The organism is Saccharopolyspora phatthalungensis, assembly GCF_014203395.1.
Classification (GTDB): domain Bacteria; phylum Actinomycetota; class Actinomycetes; order Mycobacteriales; family Pseudonocardiaceae; genus Saccharopolyspora; species Saccharopolyspora phatthalungensis.
This window is the reverse complement of record NZ_JACHIW010000001.1, coordinates 3,504,909-3,519,802: the sequence shown is the minus strand read 5'-3', so window position 1 is coordinate 3,519,802 and position 14,894 is coordinate 3,504,909. Positions and strand designations below refer to the sequence as shown.

Genomic DNA, 14,894 nt, shown 5'->3' with positions numbered 1-14,894 from the left:
TGGCCGATGCTAAACCTCACCGACCACCGACCCCACCAAGGGGTGGCCCAACGTCCCAGCGCAGCAAGGACCTTCGGCCCTGGTAACGATGTTGGGCACCCATTCGCCAGCCGTGCCGAACTGGGCTTTCCACCCCTCGGCCGATTTGAAATCTTTTCAACGATCCTGGTCGTCAGTGGGATCGCGTCCGGCGTCCAAGTCGTTCCACATCTGCCGGTCCGGATCGTGGGATTTCTGCTTCGCGACTCCCGGTGCCGAATATTTTGCGCCCATGGCCGGCATGCGGCCCGCTCGAAACGCCACCACCACCCCGGCGGCGAACAGCAGCAGTGCACCCGCAGCCATCAGCAAGGGCCCGAATGGCTGGCTGGACGCCGCGCCGATCGGCGTGCTGCCCGGCGGCACCCCACCGGCCGTCCCGTGCGCAAACCAGCCGGAGCTGAACTGCTGGTACACCCGCCACGCCAGCAGGACGCCCGCGAGCGCGATGAGGGCACCGATCACGCGCCGAAGCCACCCGCCAGTGGCCAGTACCGCGGCGACGGCGGCCAGCGACGCGAGCGCCATCGGCACCAGTTCCGGACGCAGGTCCTCTCCGGTGATTCCGGCCGCGACCTGGGTGCCGAACGGCGTTCGGTACTGCTGCCCGACCCAGCTGAGCGCGCTGGCGCCCCAGAGCAACCCGGCGGCCGCCAGCACCAGCAAGACCACCGCCCACAGCAGTCCCTTCGACCGCGCGGGCCGCGGAGTCGGCTCAGAGCTCGGCTCGGTGGTCAACGCGCTCCTCCGCCACCTGCTCGCTCGTGGGCTGCGACAGCGTCTCGGCGGTCGCCACCGCATTGAGCACCGCGCGGGCCTTGTTCAGGCACTCCTGATCTTCGGCGACCGGGTCGGAATCGGCCACGATGCCGCCGCCGGCCTGCACGTACGCGGTGCCGTCGCGCACCAGTGCGGTGCGGATCGCGATCGCCGTGTCGGCGTCCCCGGCGAAGTCCAGGTAGCCCACCACGCCGCCGTACTGGGCTCGGCGCGTGGGCTCCAGTTCCTCGATCAGCTCCAGCGCGCGCGGCTTCGGCGCGCCGGAGAGCGTTCCCGCCGGGAAGCAGGCGGCGATCGCGTCGAAGGCCGTCTGCCCTTCGGCGAGCTGACCGGTCACGGTGGACACGATGTGCATCACGTGGCTGTAGCGCTCGATGCGGAAGAAGTCGACGACGTGCACCGACCCCGGCTTGCAGACGCGGCCCAGGTCGTTGCGGCCGAGGTCGACGAGCATCAGGTGCTCGGCGCGCTCCTTGTCGTCGTTGATGAGTTCCTTCTCCAGCAGCGCGTCTTCGTCCTCGTCGGCGCCCCGCCAGCGGGTCCCGGCGATCGGGTGCGTGGTGGCCTGCCCGTCGCGGACCGTGACCAGCGATTCGGGGCTGGAGCCGACGATGTCGAACGGTGTGCCGCCATCCGGCGCATCCAGCCGCAGCAAGTACATGTAGGGGCTCGGGTTGGTGGTGCGCAGGACCCGGTAGATGTCCAGGGAATCGGCATCGGTCGCCATCTCGAACCGCTGCGATACCACGACCTGGAACGCCTCGCCGTCCCGGATCGCCTCCTTGGCCTTCTCGACCGCGGCGTAGTGCTCGTCGGGCTGGCGTCGCCGGACGAAGTTCGGGGCCGGCCGGGAGAACGCGGCGACCGTGGGGGCCGCCGGGGTGCACAGCCGTTCGGTCATCTCGTCCAGCCTGCGCACCGCGTCGTCGTAGGCCGCGTCCACCCGCTCCGGGCTGTCATCCCAGTTCACCGCGTTGGCGATCAGCGTGATGGTGCCCTCGTGGTGGTCCAGCGCGGCCAGGTCGGTGGCCAGCAGCATGACCATCTCGGGGATCCGCAGATCGTCCTCGGTCAGGTCGGGCAGCCGCTCCAGCCGGCGCACCGCGTCATAGCCGAGGTAGCCGACCATGCCGCCGGTCAGCGGCGGCAAGCCGGGCAGCGGGTCGGTGTGCAGCAACTGGATCGTCTCGCGCAGCGCCTCCAGCGGGTCGCCGGTGTCGGGCAGCCCTACCGGCGGCGTGCCGATCCAGTGCACCTGGCCGTCGCGAACGGTCAGCGCGGCCGCGCTGCGGGCCCCCACGAAGGACCATCGCGACCAGGAGCGACCGTTCTCGGCGGACTCGAATAGGAACGTTCCCGGACGGTCCCCGGCGAGCTTGCGGTAAACCCCGAGCGGGGTTTCGTCGTCCGCGAGCAATCGCCGCACCACCGGGATCACCCGGCGGCCCGCCGCCAGGGTGCGGAACTCGCCGCGTCCAGGGCTGATAGTGCCGATGTCACCGTCGCCGACCATGTCGTCATTGTGCCGCGCACCCGTTTCCGGCCCACGCGCGGCCTACGCACTTTGCCCTCCAGCCGCTGCGGCGGCGAGGATGGGCAAGTGAGCAGTGGAATCGACCAGGGCGGCACCGAACCGAAGCGCCGGGGGCGGCGGCGCAGCGGAGCTGACACCAAGGCGGCGCTGCTGACCGCGGCGCGCGAGATTTTCACCGAGCAGGGTTACGACGCGGCCACGGTACGCGCCATCGCGGGCCGGGCCGGGGTCGATCCGGCGATGGTCAACCACTGGTTCGGCGGCAAGGCCGGCCTGTTCACCGCGGCCGTGCGCATCCCGATCAACCCGGACGATGACGTGCCGCAGTTGTTGGCGGGTGGTCCGGAACAGCTGGCCGAGCGGATGCTGCGACGGTTTCTGAGCGCCTGGGACAACGCGGGCGGCGGCCAGTTCGTGGCGCTGATGCGCAGCATCGCCACCCACGACAACGCGGTGACGATGCTGCGGGAGTTCATCCAGAGCGTGGTGTTCATGCGGCTGATCAAGACGCTCGGCACGGACCAGCCGGAACTGCGCGCGGCGCTGTGCGGGGCGCAGATCGTCGGCCTCGGCATGGCCCGCTACGTGGTCCGGCTCGAACCGCTCGCCTCGGCCGACCACGATGTCGTGGTGGCGACCATCGGCCCCAACCTCCAGCGCTACCTCACCGGCGACATCTCCGGCGCCACCGGCCCCTGACCGCCAAGCCCGGTTTCGGCTGAAAGCGCGGTCAGCCGAGGAGCAGGTCGGCGTCGAAGCAGGTGTGGTCGCCGGTGTGGCAGGCCGCGCCTTCCTGATCCACGATCAGCAGGACCGTATCGCCGTCGCAGTCCAGCCGGACCTCGTGCACGTACTGCGTGTGGCCGGACGTCTCGCCCTTCACCCAGTACCGCCGGCGGCTGCGGGAGTAGTAGGTGCCGCGCCGGGTGGTGAGGGTGCGGTGCAGCGCCTCGTCGTCCATCCACGCCATCATCAGCACCTCGCCGGTGCCGCGTTGCTGGGTGACCGCCGCGACGAGCCCCTCGGAGTTGCGCTTGAGCCGGGCGGCGATCGCCGGGTCCAGACCGCTCATCGCACCGTGATCCCTTCCGCCCGCATGGCCTCCTTGACCTCGCCGATCCGCAGCTGTCCGAAGTGGAACACGCTGGCGGCCAGCACCGCGTCCGCCCCGGCGTGCACGGCGGGCGCGAAGTGCTCGACCGCACCGGCACCGCCGCTGGCGATCAGCGGCACGTCGACGACCTCGCGCACCGCGCGGATCATCTCCAGGTCGAAGCCGGCCTTGGTGCCGTCGGCGTCCATCGAGTTCAGCAGGATCTCGCCGACGCCGAGCTGCTGGCCCTTCGCCGCCCACTCCACGGCGCAGATCCCGGTGCCGCGCCGGCCACCGTGGGTGGTGACCTCGTAGCCGGATGGCGTCTGCTGTCCGCCTTCGGGCACGCGCCGCGCGTCCACCGACAGCACGACGCACTGGGCGCCGAAGCGCTGCGAAGCCTCGCTGAGCAGCTCCGGCCGGGCGATCGCCGCGGTGTTCAGGCTGACCTTGTCGGCCCCGGCGCGCAGCAGGCGGTTGATGTCGTCGGTGCTGCGCACACCACCGCCGACGGTCAACGGAATGAACACCTGCTCGGCGGTGCGACGGACCACGTCGAAGGTGGTCTCCCGGTCGGCCGAGGACGCCGTGACGTCCAAGAAAGTCAGCTCGTCGGCGCCTTCGGCGTCGTAGGCCCGGGCGAGCTCCACGGGGTCGCCGGCGTCCCGGAGGTTGGTGAAATTGACACCCTTGACGACCCGCCCCTGATCAACGTCCAGGCAGGGGATCACACGCACCGCAACGGCCATGCCTCCAGGGTAGAGACATGGCCGTGCGGTGCGGCGGAGGGGGCGCGGGGGGTGACCTTCAGCGCACCGCGGCGAGGGCCTCTTCGAGGGTGAAGTTCTGGGCGTAGAGGGCCTTACCAACGATCGAGCCCTCCAGGCCGACCGGCGCGAGCTTCGACAGTTCCACCAGATCGTCCACACTGGACACACCGCCGGAGGCGATCACGGGCGCGTCGGTGCGCGAGCAGACCTCGCGCAGCAGCTCGATATTCGGCCCCTGCAGGGTGCCGTCCTTGCTGACGTCGGTGACCACGTAGCGGCGGCAGCCGGCGGCGTCCAGCCGGGCCAGCACCTCCCACAGGTCGCCGCCGTCCTTGGTCCAGCCGCGCGCGGCCAGCCGGTGCCCTTGCTCGGTGATCCGCACGTCCAGCCCGACCGCGACCCGGTCGCCGTACTCGGCGACCACCCGGTCCGCCCAGTCGGGGTTCTCCAGCGCGGCCGTTCCCAGGTTGACCCGGACGCAGCCGGTGGCCAGCGCGGCCTCCAGTGAGGCATCGTCGCGGATACCGCCGGAAAGCTCCACCTGCACGTCGAGCTTGCCGGTCACCTCGGCCAGCAGTTCCCGGTTCGAGCCGCGGCCGAAAGCGGCGTCCAGGTCGACCAGATGGATCCACTCGGCCCCCGCACGCTGCCAGGCCAACGCGGCCTCCAACGGGTCACCGTAGGAGGTTTCGGTACCGGCGGCGCCTTGCACCAGGCGGACGGCCTGACCGTCGGCGACGTCAACAGCGGGAAGCAAGGTGAAAGTCACGCCCCAACCCTACTGTCAGCCGCTCGACGGTTTACAGGCTGTCCAGCCAGTTCCGCAGCAGCCGGGCGCCCGCCTCGCCGGACTTCTCCGGGTGGAACTGAGTCGCCGACAGCGGCCCATTCTCCACCGCCGCCACGAACGGTTCGCCGTGCTCGGCCCAGGTCACCAGCGGCGGCGCGATCCGCTCCGACGGCGGCAGCTGCCACTTGCGGACGCCGAAGGAGTGCACGAAGTAGAACCGGGTGCCCGGCTCCATCCCGGCGAACAGGGTGCTGTCCGCGGGTGGCCGCACCTCGTTCCAGCCCATGTGCGGCAGGATCTCGGCGTGCAGCCGCTCGACCGTGCCCGGCCACTGGCCGCAGCCGTTGGCCTGCATGCCGTGCTCGACGCCTTCGTCGAAGAGCACCTGCATGCCCACGCAGATCCCGAGGACCGGGCGGTCGCCGGCCAGCCGGTGGTCGATGATCTTGTCGCCGCCGACCTTGAGCAGACCTTCCATGCAGGCCGCGAACGCCCCGACCCCCGGCACGACCAGACCGTCGGCCTCCACCGCGGCACGATGATCGGCGGTCACCTCGACGTCGGCCCCGACACGCTGAAGCGCGCGCTCGGCGGAGCGGAGATTGCCTGATCCGTAGTCCAAGATGACGACTCGTGCCACGGCTCCAGGCTACCGGCGGATGTGCACCGGTCAGCGCCAGGGCACCGGCAACGCTGACCTTCGCCTGCTCCCGGATGCCGACGTCGAGGGTTGCTGCCCTCGTCGAGTTCGGCCTCGCTGGCGCTGGAAGTCAAGGCCGTAGCACCGGGAATACTTAGACCATGCTCGAAGTTTTCGGATAGCCTGGCGGACGTGTCGAAGCTACCGAGCCTGCTGACGATCGGAGAGGTCGCCCACCGCAGCGGGGTCGCCCAGACTGCGCTGCGCTTCTACGAGCAGCGCGGGCTGATCGCCACCACCCGCACCTCCGGCAACCAGCGCCGCTACGACCGCTCGGTGCTGCGCCGACTCGCGTTCATCCGCTCCGCGCAGCGGGTCGGCCTGAGCTTGGAGCAGATCTCCGAGGCGCTGGCGACGCTGCCGGCCGACCACGCTCCGACCAAATCGGACTGGGCCCGGTTGTCCCGCCGCTGGCGCGATGAGCTGGACGCGCGCATCGACGGCCTGCAACGGCTGCGCGACCGCCTCACCGGCTGCATCGGCTGCGGTTGCCTGTCGCTGCGCACCTGCGCGCTGCACAACGCCGACGACAAGCTGGCGGAGTTCGGTCCCGGCGCCCCGCTGCTGCGCCCGACAGGAGACCGCCGCTGAGGCGCACTCGCTCTGCGCAGGTGGAGCGCTGGCGTGATGCTGGTCTGTGGCACCGCCGTCGTAAGGAGCGAGATCATGACCACTGCAGCTTCTCGCCCCGCCTGGCAGATGTGGTTGTTCCACACGACCGCGCCGAGGGCGACCGTGCTCATCCGCATCGCGGTCGGTGGGATCTTCCTCTCGGAAGGCATCCAGAAATTCCTGTTCCCAGGTGAACTCGGCACGGGCCGGTTCGCCAAGATCGCTCTCCTGCCGCAGCCCGCGGTGTGGGCCAACGCCGACGGAATTTTCGAAATCATCTGCGGCGTCCTGATCATCCTGGGGTTGGTGACCCGCCTGGCGACCATCCCGATGATCGTCGACATGGTGGGGGCGCAGGTCCTCACCAAGTTCACGATGGCGGCCCACCAGGGGGCGTGGGTCTACCTCCACGAATCCCGCGTCGAACACGGCCAGTTGCTCGGTTTGGTGTTCCTCCTCATCGTGGGTGCCGGCGGCTGGTCGCTGGACGCGGCCCTGGCAAGCCGGATGGGCATGCGACGCAACGAGAATTCCCCCTTGCGGTCCTGAGCATTGCGCGCTCAGGACTCGCCGATCCATCGGTAGGCCATCTCCGGGCGGCCGACCGCGCCGTACAGCGGGCGCCGCTCGGCCATGCCGTTGTTGACCAGGTATTCCAGGTAACGACGGGCGGTCACGCGGGACACTCCGGCCGCTTCGCCGACCGGGCCTGCCGAGCCACCGTCGGGGTTGGCGCGCAGCGCCGAGACGACCGCCGCGAGAGTCTCCTCGCCCATGCCCTTCGGCAGCGCCGCGCGGTCGACGCCCCGCAGCGCGGAGAACGCCCGGTCGATCTCGGCCTGGCTGCTGACCTCCCGGTCGTGTCCGAGGCTGGTCCGGAATCGCGCGTAGTGCTCCAGTTTCTCCCGCATCGCCGCGAACGTGAACGGCTTCAACAGGTACTGCACCACGCCGCTGGAGACCGCGGCCCGCACCACCTTGAGGTCGCGGGCCGAGGTCACCGCGATCACGTCGGCATCGCTGCCCGCGGTGCGCAGCGCCCGAGCGACCTGCAGGCCGTCCATGTCGGGCAGCCGCAGATCCAGCAGCACTAGGTCGACCGGGGTGCGCTCGACGAACCGCAGCGCATCCTGCCCGGTCCGCACCCGGCCGGCCACCGTGAACCCGTCGAGCCGGTTGACGTAGGTCTCGTGCGCCTCGCCGACCAGCGGATCGTCTTCGACGACCAGAACCGAGATCACCGCGCCCCATCCGATCCGGGCGGCAGCCGGACGGTGAACACCGCGCCACCGTCGTTGTGCACCTCGATGCTGCCGCGATGGCGGCGCACGCTCTGCCCGACCAGCGTGAGCCCGAGCCCGCGGCCGTCGTCCTTGGTCGACCAGCCGCGCTGGAAGACCTGCTGGGCGCTGTCCGGATCGACGCCCGGCCCGCTGTCGGCGACCCGGATCAGCACGCCGTCCGCAGTGGACCGAATGGTCACCTCGACGCGCGGACGCGGGCCTTCCAGCGCCGCCTCGACGGCATTGTCGATCAGGTTACCGAGGATGGTCACCAGATCCCGGGAGTCGATGTGCTCGACATCGACGTCGTCGATCTCGGTGCCGGCACCGAGGACGACCTCCGCGCCGCGCTCCCCCGCCTCGGCGCTCTTGCCCAGCAGCACAGCGGCGATCACCGGCTCGCCGACGGCACCGACGACGCGATCGGTGAGCTGCTGGGCGAGCCGCAGTTCCGCCGTGGCGAACGCGACGGCTTCCTCGGCGCGGCCCAGTTCGATCAACGAAACCACCGTGTGCAGCCGGTTCGCCGACTCGTGGGCCTGGGAACGCAGCGACTCGGCGAAGCCGCGCATCGAGTCGAGTTCGCCGCTCAACGCCTGCAATTCGGTGTGGTCCCGCAGCGTGACCACGGCACCCAGGTCGCGATCGCCGCTGCGGATCTGCGAGACGTTGACCAGCAGCACGCGCTCATCGGTCAGGTGGACCTCGTCGCGCACCGTGCGCCCGGACCCGAGGGTGTCGACGAGAGACTTCGGCAGCCCGAGCTCGGACACGTGTTCGCCTTCGGTTTCGGCGGGATCCAGCGACAGCAACACAGCGGCCCCATCGTTGCACAACGTGACCTGCCCGGACGGTGCCACCAGCAGCAGCCCTTCGCGCACCGCATGCAGGATCGCGTCGTGGTACTCGTACATGCGGCTCAGCTCGGCGGGCCGCAGCCCGTGGGTGTGGCGGCGGATCCGCGCGCTGACCAGGTACGTCAGCAGTCCGCCGACCAGCAGCGCCCCCGCCGCGACCGCGACCATCGCGATCACCTGCTCGCGCAGCGCGGCGGTGAGCACCTGCACCGTGATGCCGACCGACACCAGGCCCACCAGCCGATGCGCGTCGTCGTAGACGGGCACCACCGCGCGCACCGACGGGCCGAGCGTGCCGGTGTAGGTCTCGGTGAACACCTGCCCGGCCACGGCCTGCTCGATGTGCCCGAGGAACCGCTGCCCGATGCGCGTCGGGTCGGGGTGCGTGTAGCGGATCCCGGCCGGGGACATGATCGTGATGAAATCGACCCCGGTGTCGGCCCGGACCCGTTCGGCCAGCGGCTGCAACGTGGCGGTCGGATTCGGCGCCGTCAACCCGTCGCGGACGGCGGGTTGCGCGGCGAGGGTGCGCGACACCGCGACGACCTTGTCCCGGGCCGCGTCCTCGTTGCGCTGCTGCGCGTCGTACCAGGCCAGCGCGGCGCCCGCGAGCACCACGACGGCCACCACGACCACCTGCAGCACGAACAGCTGGCGGGCCAGGCTCCAGCTGGGCCGGACGCGGCCGAACCAGTTGCGGTCACCGGCTGCAGGCATGACGAATCCGTGTCAAATACGTGAACACAATGAACAGAAGGATGACGCTGACGATACCGGGCGTCGATAGTCACTTCCCGGCCATACCGTGACCTGGGACACGGGTGGTTCGAGTGTTACCCGGTAGCCCAGTAGGAGTGCAACAGTGGCAAGCAAAGACGCTGCGCAGACACACCGTCGGGATCGCACGCATTACCTCTACATAGCGGTGATCATCGCGGTCCTGGCCGGGATCGCGGTCGGCTTCCTGGCCCCCGACCTCGGCAAAGCCCTCAAACCACTGGGCACCGGCTTCGTGAACCTGATCAAGATGATGATCTCGCCGGTCATCTTCTGCACCATCGTGCTCGGCGTGGGCGGCGTCCGGAAGGCCGCCAAGGTCGGCAAGGTCGGCGGCCTCGCGCTGGTCTACTTCATGGTCATGTCCGTGGTGGCGCTGATCATCGGGCTGCTGGTGGGCAACGTGCTGCACCCCGGCGAGGGCCTGCACATCACCGACTCGCTGCGCGGCCAGGGTGCTCAGCAGGCCGGCGAGGGCGCCGAGAGCACCACGGACTTCCTGCTCGGGATCATTCCGCACACCCTGGTGTCGTCGCTGACCGAGGGACAGGTCCTGCAGACCCTGCTGGTCGCGCTGCTGGCCGGCTTCGCGTTGCAGGCCATGGGCGACAAGGGCGCCCCGATCCTGCGCGGCATCGAGCACCTCCAGCGGCTGGTGTTCAAGATGCTGGCGATGGTCATGTGGGCCGCGCCGGTCGGCGCGTTCGGCGCGATCGCCGCGGTCGTCGGCGCGACCGGTGTACAGGCGCTCAAGGGCCTGGCCGTGATCATGCTCGGCTTCTACACCACGTGCCTGCTGTTCGTGTTCCTGGTGCTCGGCCCGGTGCTGTGGATGTTCGCCCGGGTCAACATCTTCTCGCTGCTGCGGTACCTGGGCCGCGAGTTCCTGCTGATCCTGTCCACCTCGTCGTCGGAGGCCGCGCTGCCGCGGCTGATCGCGAAGATGGAGCACCTCGGGGTGAGCAAGCCGGTGGTGGGCATCACGGTGCCGACCGGTTACTCGTTCAACCTGGACGGCACCATGATCTACCTGACCATGGCGTCGCTGTTCATCGCGAGCGCGCTGGGCGACCCGCTGTCGATCGCCGAGCAGGTCGGGCTGCTGCTGTTCATGATGGTCGCCTCGAAGGGCGCGGCCGGCGTCAGCGGCGCCGGGCTGGCCACGCTTGCGGGCGGGCTGCAGTCGCACCGGCCGGAATTGCTGGACGGCGTCGGCTTGATCGTGGGCATCGACCGGTTCATGTCCGAGGCACGGGCGCTGACCAACTTCGCGGGCAACGCGGTGGCCACCGTCCTCATCGGAGCGTGGACCAAGGAGCTCGACCGCGACCAGATGAAGCAGGTGTTCGCGGGCGACAGCCCGTTCAACGAGCGGTCCTTTGTAGACGAAGGCCACGGCGGCAGCCCCGAAGAAAAAACCGAAAAGACGCCCGCCACCACGGCCAGCTGACACCGCGCTTTCCCTTGCAAGGGGCACCCTTTCCACCGACCAAGTCGGCCAAGGGTGCCCCTTTCTCCATGGCCTAGGCGCTGGCTCATGCAGACCCATCCGGCGTAGCGCGGTTCAGGGTTCGCCAAGCTGTCGGTGGGGGTCGGCAGGATCGTCGGCACCAACTCGAATGTCGACAGGATCTGGGGCGCATGTCTGCACTCGAAGACGTCCAGCAGCAGCTGGTTGGCGACCGGCCAATCCCTGGACAGTTCCGGTCCAACCAACGAGACATCTGGGTCGACGAGGCAGACCAACGGATCAAGGCGCTCGGTATCCGGGCTCCGTGGTTCCTGCCCTTTCATGTCGAGCTGCGGGCCGCTGCGATGACGATCCGCAGAGGCGTAACCGCTGCGGAAGTTGTGATCAACAACGTCCCATGCGGCTACCAGACGCGCCCGCCAGGCTGTCACCAGGTGCTAGAGCCGTTCCTGCCGGAGGGTTCGCAGGTGACCGTGTCGGGTACGGACAACAAGGGGCGCCCCTACCGGCGCACCTACCAGGGGAAGGCGAAGCGATGATGATCAAGATGGAACTTGACGACCAAACGCCGCTTGACGCGGCCGATGTGCGGGCCACGCTGACCTCCCAGATGTCAGACGAGCACGTGATCGTGTACCTCGTCCACGACAACGGCACGGAGCTCGCAATCGGCTTCCGCGACGGTCGGGGCGTTTGTCTGTGGCAGATCTGCGGCGACGACCCTGCGGTGACGACCGGTGGAACGAACGACGACGTGATCGTCTACGGATGGTCTGAGATTCCGGTCCCGGCGGGCGCGGAACTCGACGCGGAAACCGTGATCGAGGCGGCCGAGGAGTTCGCGAAGACGGGCACGCGGCCGACCGGTGTCCAGTGGCGTCCTTACGGAGTCGAAGCGTTCCCGCTCGAAAGGTCGCCAGGTGACGATCTCGGACTCCGGTAGTCCAACGGGCAAGGCGGCTCGGGCGATCGCCTAAGCCTCGTCCACCACGACGGCACCGGGCCGCTTGCGGGCCATCCAGACTGAAGTCGTCGCGGTCGGCGCGCAGCAGGTAATTCGTTCACTCGCATACAATCTTGAAATTGTGACAGCTGTGGCGCCGACGATCATTGCTACGTCGATGGGCTTGAACCGTGCTCGCGAGCCGTGGCGGCCGGGGCCGATCTTTTCGTATGCCTTCGAGCTGGCGCGGCCATCTGGGATACCGCGGTTGTGCCTTCTGGCGACCGCTGGTGGGGATCAACAGGAGACGTTGGAACGGTTTGCGGTGTCGTTTTCCGGTGACGTGACGTTTTCAGCCTTGACCTTGTTCGACAAGCCCAACGTGCCGAATGTGGCGGCGCATCTCCGCAGCCAGGACGTGATTTGGGTCGATCGGGGCAGTGTCGCCAACTTGCTGGCGGTGTGGCGGGTTCACCGACTGGACATCGTGCTGCGCGAGTGCTGGCAGGCGGGTGTCGTACTCGGTGGCGAGTCAGCTGGCTCGCTGTGCTGGTTTGCGGGCGGCACGACCGACTCGTTCGGCGAGGTGCATGCCTTCCCTGACGGGCTGGGTTTTCTGCCGTATTCCAATGCTGTCCATTACCAGACCAGACGCCAGCAGTTCCAAGCGTTGATTGGCAACGGCGTGTTGCCTTCGGGTTTCGCCACTGATATCGGCGCTGGGCTGCATTTTGAGGGCACGAAGCTGGTCGCAGCGATCAGCGACCGCAAGAATGCGGGAGCGTACCGCGTCGAACGCAGCAGCAACGGCACTGCGGTGGAAACCGCGCTCGACGTTCGTCGGCTCAAGCGTTCGTAGTGTTGTTGTGCAGGCGGCGCAGCGCTAGAGCAACCTCGTCACGCGCGCTCCAGCGGCGTAGAACCGTTACCGTACTGCGGAGCTCGCCCTTGGCGGACAGGGATTGCAGTGCGATGGCGTGGTCAAGTGCTCGTGCGGAGGCGAACGAAGAACGGGGCGGGCGTCCGGCCCGGCTACACCGAAACCAGCGGGACGCCACTACGCCGAACGGGTGCACCGAGCCCGCACAGCGCCGCCCGACTCTTCGTCACCTGATCGGGAGATCGCTACGCTCGGCGGTACCTCCTCGCGGAGGTATGCCGCCGGTCGACGGGCCGGAGGTTTCGCGAAGAGGTCATCCGCGAAGAGGTGATGTGATCGTGTCCTCGAACGGTCCCTCTGTTGGTGCCCGCATCCGGAAAGCGCGGGAACGCGCCGGGATGAGCCGCCGCGTGCTGGGCGGCCTCGTTAACCGCTCCGGCGAGTGGGTCAAAGCGGTCGAAACCGGCCGCTTGCAGACGCCGAAGCTCCAGATGCTCACCAAGCTTGCCCACGTGCTCGACGTCCGAGACCTCGCCGAGCTCACCGGCAATGACGAAGCGGTATCGGTGTCCCGGTTTGCTTTCGGCGCTGCGCATCAGGCGCTCTACGACGTGCAAGCCGCGTTGACCGAATACCGGCTCACGCCCGACACACGGCCGGTCGACCTTGCGCACCTGACGGAACGATTGGCGGTGGCGTGGAAGGTGCGGCACAGCTCGCCGGACCATCGCACCCAGCTCGGCGCACTGCTGCCCGGCCTCATCCGGGATGCGCAGCGAGCTGTGCGAGTACACCAGGGCGCCGAGCGTCGGCAGGCACGGCGCATCCTGGCAGGCGTCTACCAGCTCGCCGACTTCTACGTCGCGTTCCAACCCGCGCCGGAGCTGGTGTGGCTGGTCGCCGACCGGGCCGTCACCGAAGGCCAAGAGGCCGACGATCCGTACGCGATGGCGGCCGGGGCGTGGGCGCTGGTCCAGGCGCTCCGGGAGTCCGGGCGCTGGGAGGAAGCGATCAGCGTCGCCCACGACGGCGCGGCACAGTTGGAGCCTTACCTGGAATCAGCACCGGATGACTGGCACGGCATGGTCGGCGCCTTGCGCGCCGAGAACGCGATCACCTACGCGCGCCGAGGCCGGCATGGCGAAGCCTGGCGCTACTGGGAGTCGGCCCACGGCATCGCCCGGAAGCTCGGCCCCGGATACCGGCACGTGCAAACGAGTTTCGGTCTGCCGGTGATGAAGGCCAACGCGGTCACGCTGGGCGTGGAGCTGCGGCGCGGCGGAGAGGCTATGCAGGCGGCGAACTTCGATCCGGCCGAGATCGCTTCGGTGCCGCGCCGGGCACGGCACATGATCGAGGTCGCTCGCGGTTCCGCCTTGCAAGGCAATCAGACTGCAGTGTTGGCAATGCTCGACAGGGCGGAGCGGACCGCGCCGGAAACCGCCCGGTTCAACGGCTGGGCACGCGAGTTGGCGCATTCGCTTCTCGACCGTCCGCCGGCTGGCGAGTCGGCGGCGGTGCGGTCGCTAGCGCAGCGCATCGGGGTCCGCTGATCGGGTAGGGGTAAAAAACGTACCTATTGCCCGTGTCGGACCGGGCGATCTTGGACTCATGCATGACGCGCTGGGGATGCTTCTCGGCCTACTGGCCTGGTCGGTGATCTTTGTTCCGCTGTTCATCATGTGGTGGCTGCCGGAACACCGAAAGAGACAAGCTTTCAAGGCAGCGGCCCGATGTCGAGCGGAACGGCTCCGCCGTCGCGCTCCGGGGCGTGCAGCGTGAACGGCCAGCGCTCAGGATCGATGATCCTGGCGCGGCTACGGTCGGAGTTCGCGCCACCGGATCGGCCGCCGGAAGTGCACGCCTACCGCGCCGACGGCGATCCGGTCGTGTGGGTGTCGCCGTGCGGTGACCGGATCAAGCCTGGCGAAGCCGAGATCGTCGATCCGTTCACGGGCAACCCGTGTCCTAAGTGCCTCATGCTCGCCGTGCTCGCCAGCGACGCGCCTCCGGTCACTCGCGCAGAAGCCGAAGACGCGCCGCCGCCTCATAGTGGGCCTCCGGAGGTGCCCCCCACGGACGTCGTTGCCGATTCGCCGGGCGTGATGCTGCTTTATGCGCCTTCATGGCGCGAGCGCGTCGTCCACTACGCGAGACCCGATGCACGGAAACGGAAGTACGAGAGCTCAACCGTCACGGTGGGGGTCTGCGGAAAGATCGGGTGGGGGCCGAACGAGCATCCGCCGGAGGACTGGCCGATGTGCCCGGACTGCATCGAGATTGCGAGCAAGGGGAATCCCTAGTCATGGCAACGGTGAAACACCGCCGCACGGGCATCGTCGCGGCCGGGTACAGCGTGAGCTGG

The 14,894-nt window shown here is 68.8% G+C and carries 17 protein-coding genes; 9 read left to right on the top strand and 8 right to left on the bottom strand.

All coding sequences use genetic code 11. From position 1 onward, the window contains the following. Positions 1-156 precede the first annotated feature (156 nt). Entirely contained in the window at positions 157-777 is a 621-nt protein-coding gene (locus BJ970_RS16305) for a Trp biosynthesis-associated membrane protein (RefSeq protein ID WP_184727049.1), read from the bottom strand. Further along, positions 755-2,332 carry an anthranilate synthase component I gene (locus BJ970_RS16300; protein ID WP_184727048.1) on the bottom strand — a complete coding sequence of 526 codons (1,578 nt, stop codon included), beginning with the start codon at positions 2,330-2,332 and terminating at the stop codon, positions 755-757. Before BJ970_RS16300 ends, BJ970_RS16305 begins: the two co-directional genes overlap by 23 nt. Before the next feature lie 87 nt (positions 2,333-2,419). On the opposite strand from BJ970_RS16300, the gene BJ970_RS16295 reads away from it, so the two are divergent. Beyond that, on the top strand, positions 2,420-3,052 hold the full coding sequence (locus tag BJ970_RS16295; protein WP_184727047.1) for a TetR/AcrR family transcriptional regulator: 633 nt from the start codon (positions 2,420-2,422) through the stop codon (positions 3,050-3,052). A gap of 31 nt (positions 3,053-3,083) precedes the next feature. On the opposite strand, the gene hisI is transcribed toward BJ970_RS16295, so the two are convergent. From hisI to hisH, 4 genes are read right to left on the bottom strand one after another with little or no spacing between them, the layout of a single operon-like run. Beyond that, positions 3,084-3,425 (bottom strand): phosphoribosyl-AMP cyclohydrolase, encoded by a 342-nt coding sequence (gene hisI / locus BJ970_RS16290; protein WP_184727046.1) that lies wholly within the window; start codon positions 3,423-3,425, stop codon positions 3,084-3,086. Beyond that, a complete protein-coding gene (gene hisF / locus BJ970_RS16285) occupies positions 3,422-4,195 on the bottom strand; it encodes an imidazole glycerol phosphate synthase subunit HisF (RefSeq protein ID WP_184727045.1) in 774 nt (257 codons plus the stop codon). Before hisF ends, hisI begins: the two co-directional genes overlap by 4 nt. 58 nt (positions 4,196-4,253) lie before the next feature. Further along, a complete protein-coding gene (gene priA / locus BJ970_RS16280) occupies positions 4,254-4,985 on the bottom strand; it encodes a bifunctional 1-(5-phosphoribosyl)-5-((5-phosphoribosylamino)methylideneamino)imidazole-4-carboxamide isomerase/phosphoribosylanthranilate isomerase PriA (protein ID WP_184727044.1) in 732 nt (243 codons plus the stop codon). 31 nt (positions 4,986-5,016) lie between these two features. Beyond that, positions 5,017-5,646, bottom strand: coding sequence for an imidazole glycerol phosphate synthase subunit HisH (gene hisH / locus BJ970_RS16275; RefSeq protein ID WP_184727043.1), 630 nt, complete (start codon positions 5,644-5,646; stop codon positions 5,017-5,019). Positions 5,647-5,838: 192 nt separating this feature from the next. Between hisH and soxR the strand changes: the two genes are divergently transcribed. Next, positions 5,839-6,297, top strand: coding sequence for a redox-sensitive transcriptional activator SoxR (soxR, locus tag BJ970_RS16270; RefSeq protein ID WP_184727042.1), 459 nt, complete (start codon positions 5,839-5,841; stop codon positions 6,295-6,297). 75 nt (positions 6,298-6,372) lie between these two features. Further along, complete coding sequence (locus BJ970_RS16265) at positions 6,373-6,867, top strand: DoxX family protein (RefSeq protein WP_246470863.1); 495 nt, start codon at positions 6,373-6,375, stop codon at positions 6,865-6,867. An 11-nt stretch (positions 6,868-6,878) separates the two neighbouring features. Here the strand turns inward: BJ970_RS16265 and BJ970_RS16260 are convergent, their stop codons facing one another. Together BJ970_RS16260 and BJ970_RS16255 are read right to left on the bottom strand one after the other, a co-directional pair. After that, a complete protein-coding gene (locus BJ970_RS16260) occupies positions 6,879-7,559 on the bottom strand; it encodes a response regulator (RefSeq protein ID WP_184727041.1) in 681 nt (226 codons plus the stop codon). Next, positions 7,556-9,175 (bottom strand): ATP-binding protein, encoded by a 1,620-nt coding sequence (locus tag BJ970_RS16255; RefSeq protein ID WP_184727040.1) that lies wholly within the window; start codon positions 9,173-9,175, stop codon positions 7,556-7,558. The genes BJ970_RS16260 and BJ970_RS16255 overlap by 4 nt, the downstream gene beginning before the upstream one ends. Before the next feature lie 145 nt (positions 9,176-9,320). On the opposite strand from BJ970_RS16255, the gene BJ970_RS16250 reads away from it, so the two are divergent. From BJ970_RS16250 to BJ970_RS16225, 6 genes are all read left to right on the top strand, one after another. Then, complete coding sequence (locus tag BJ970_RS16250; RefSeq protein WP_184727039.1) at positions 9,321-10,685, top strand: cation:dicarboxylate symporter family transporter; 1,365 nt, start codon at positions 9,321-9,323, stop codon at positions 10,683-10,685. 191 nt (positions 10,686-10,876) lie between these two features. Next, positions 10,877-11,245 carry a DddA-like double-stranded DNA deaminase toxin gene (locus tag BJ970_RS16245; protein ID WP_184727038.1) on the top strand — a complete coding sequence of 123 codons (369 nt, stop codon included), beginning with the start codon at positions 10,877-10,879 and terminating at the stop codon, positions 11,243-11,245. Further along, complete coding sequence (locus BJ970_RS16240; RefSeq protein WP_184727037.1) at positions 11,242-11,649, top strand: Imm1 family immunity protein; 408 nt, start codon at positions 11,242-11,244, stop codon at positions 11,647-11,649. The genes BJ970_RS16245 and BJ970_RS16240 overlap by 4 nt, the downstream gene beginning before the upstream one ends. Positions 11,650-11,713: 64 nt before the next feature. Beyond that, positions 11,714-12,508 (top strand): Type 1 glutamine amidotransferase-like domain-containing protein, encoded by a 795-nt coding sequence (locus tag BJ970_RS16235; protein ID WP_246470862.1) that lies wholly within the window; start codon positions 11,714-11,716, stop codon positions 12,506-12,508. Between the two features lie 359 nt (positions 12,509-12,867). After that, complete coding sequence (locus tag BJ970_RS16230; protein ID WP_312864274.1) at positions 12,868-14,082, top strand: helix-turn-helix domain-containing protein; 1,215 nt, start codon at positions 12,868-12,870, stop codon at positions 14,080-14,082. Positions 14,083-14,262: 180 nt separating this feature from the next. Further along, the gene (locus BJ970_RS16225; protein WP_184727035.1) at positions 14,263-14,832 is read left to right on the top strand and encodes a DUF3039 domain-containing protein; all 570 of its coding nucleotides are present in this window, start codon (positions 14,263-14,265) and stop codon (positions 14,830-14,832) included. Positions 14,833-14,894 lie beyond the last annotated feature (62 nt).

Coding starts and splice junctions, on each gene's coding strand:
- hisF (WP_184727045.1), bottom strand. CDS start 4,195: ATGGCCGTTGCGGTGCGTGTGATCCCCTGCCTGGACGTTGATCAGGGG.
- BJ970_RS16265 (WP_246470863.1), top strand. CDS start 6,373: ATGACCACTGCAGCTTCTCGCCCCGCCTGGCAGATGTGGTTGTTCCAC.
- BJ970_RS16300 (WP_184727048.1), bottom strand. CDS start 2,332: ATGGTCGGCGACGGTGACATCGGCACTATCAGCCCTGGACGCGGCGAG.
- BJ970_RS16245 (WP_184727038.1), top strand. CDS start 10,877: ATGTCTGCACTCGAAGACGTCCAGCAGCAGCTGGTTGGCGACCGGCCA.
- BJ970_RS16240 (WP_184727037.1), top strand. CDS start 11,242: ATGATGATCAAGATGGAACTTGACGACCAAACGCCGCTTGACGCGGCC.
- BJ970_RS16255 (WP_184727040.1), bottom strand. CDS start 9,175: ATGCCTGCAGCCGGTGACCGCAACTGGTTCGGCCGCGTCCGGCCCAGC.
- BJ970_RS16225 (WP_184727035.1), top strand. CDS start 14,263: ATGTCGAGCGGAACGGCTCCGCCGTCGCGCTCCGGGGCGTGCAGCGTG.
- hisI (WP_184727046.1), bottom strand. CDS start 3,425: ATGAGCGGTCTGGACCCGGCGATCGCCGCCCGGCTCAAGCGCAACTCC.